The sequence below is a fragment of the Pseudomonas sp. BS-2016 genome, assembly GCF_001806145.1.
GTDB classification, from domain to species: domain Bacteria; phylum Pseudomonadota; class Gammaproteobacteria; order Pseudomonadales; family Pseudomonadaceae; genus Aquipseudomonas; species Aquipseudomonas lundensis.
Genome location: NZ_MLCT01000201.1, coordinates 1 through 1,757, shown reverse-complemented (window position 1 = coordinate 1,757; position 1,757 = coordinate 1). Strand labels below are relative to the sequence as shown.

At 62.3% G+C, this 1,757-nt stretch carries 2 protein-coding genes and 1 pseudogene; all 3 read right to left on the bottom strand.

From position 1 onward, the window contains the following. On the bottom strand, positions 1-759 hold a 759-nt coding region (locus BKD70_RS23780; protein WP_070415518.1), incomplete at its 3' end, for a calcium/sodium antiporter. A gap of 26 nt (positions 760-785) precedes the next feature. Next, entirely contained in the window at positions 786-1,157 is a 372-nt protein-coding gene (locus tag BKD70_RS23775; RefSeq protein WP_034126298.1) for a septal ring lytic transglycosylase RlpA family protein, read from the bottom strand. A 130-nt stretch (positions 1,158-1,287) separates the two neighbouring features. After that, a pseudogene (gatB, locus tag BKD70_RS23770) lies at positions 1,288-1,757 on the bottom strand (Asp-tRNA(Asn)/Glu-tRNA(Gln) amidotransferase GatCAB subunit B); the annotation flags it as partial.

The window sequence follows — 1,757 nt, the reverse complement described above, 5'->3', positions numbered from 1 at the left end:
GCCCAGCACGCCGAGCAGGTTGAACAGGTTGCTGCCGATCACGTTGCCCACGGCGATCTCCCGTTCGCCACGCAACGCGGCGATCAGCGATGTGGCAAGGCACGGCAGCGAGGTGCCGACGCCGATCAACGTGAGGCCGATGACGCGCTCCGACAATCCGAGATCGCCCGCTACATCCACCGCTGCGCCGAGCAACAAATGCCCGGCCAGCACCAGCACCAGCAAACCGCCGAGCATCAGCAGCACACTGCTCAGCCATGGCGCCTTCGCCACGGTGTCCAGAGTGCGCGGGCGGCGGGAATGACGCGTCTGGTAATGCAATACGCCAAGGTAGGCCACCAGCGCCACCAGCAGCACGGCGCCATCGAAGTGCGTCAGCATTTCGTTAGCCGCCAGGATAAATACCAGCAGGCCGGCGACGATCATCACCGGGATATCTACGCGCACCAGTTGCCGCGAGACCCGCAACGGAATGATCAGTGCGGACAAGCCCAGGGTCACGAGGATGTTGAAGATACTGCTGCCGATGACACTGCCCACAGCGATATCCGTGTTGCCGGCCAGCGTGGCCTGAAGGCTGACGGTCATCTGCGGCGCACTGCTGCCGAAGGCGACGATGCTCAAGCCGATGATCAGTGGCCGCACCTTGAGGCTCGCCGCCAGGCGTACTGCGGCGCGTACCAGGATTTCAGCGCCGATGATCAGCAAGATCAGGCCGCCCACCAGTTCGAGCAGGCTCCAGGGTGAGAGGGCGTTCAATCCGAAAATGCTCAAGGCTGCCTCGATCAGTTGTTCAGGGCTTGCACGCGTACCCGTGCGGTACCGCTGCGCAGCATGCGCAACTGCTCGGCAGCCTTGCGTGAAACGTCGATCAGGCGGCCACGGGTATGCGGGCCGCGATCAGTGATACGCACCACGACAGAACGGTTGTTGTCGAGGTTGGTCACCTTGACCTGCGTACCGAAGGGCAGGCGCCGATGGGCGGCGGTCAAGGCGTTCTGGTTGAAAGGTTCACCGCTGGCGGTTTTCTTGCCATGGTGCTTGGCGCCGTAATAGGACGCGGTGCCGGTTTCGTCGTAGCCGTTGGGGTCGATGAGGCCGCTGGCGCAACCGGCCAGCAGGGAGGACAGGGCCAGGAGGCCGAGTAGACGCTTCATTTCAAGATGTCCCCGTTGGATCGTTCCCACGCTCTGCGTGGGAATGCAGCTGGTGACGCTACGCGTCACAAAAGCGGACGCGGAGCGTCCCGTGAGGCGTTCCCACGCAGAGCGTGGGAACGATCATGGATCAGCCTTCGAGCTTGCTTTTGAGCAGTTCGTTCACCTGTTGCGGGTTGGCTTTGCCCTTGGAGGCTTTCATCGCCTGGCCGACAAAGAAGCCGAACATCTTGCCGCGCTTGGCTTCGTCTGCGGCGCGGTATTGCTCGACCTGTTCGGCATTGGCCGCGAGCATTTCATCGAGCACGGCCGAGATCGCGCCGCTGTCGGTGACTTGTTTGAGGCCACGCTTCTCGATGATCTCGTCGGCATTGCCTTCACCGGCGGCCATCGCTTCGAACACGGTCTTGGCAATTTTGCCGGAGATGGTGTTGTCCTTGATGCGCAGCAGCATGCCACCCAGTTGTTCGGCGGTGACCGGCGCGTCGTCGATTTCCAGGCCCTGTTTGTTCAACAGGCTGCCCAGCTCGACCATCACCCAGTTGGCCGCCAGCTTGGCGTCGCCGGCAATGCTCACGACTTTTTCGAAGTAGTTGGCTT

Coding starts and splice junctions, on each gene's coding strand:
- BKD70_RS23775 (WP_034126298.1), bottom strand. CDS start 1,157: ATGAAGCGTCTACTCGGCCTCCTGGCCCTGTCCTCCCTGCTGGCCGGT.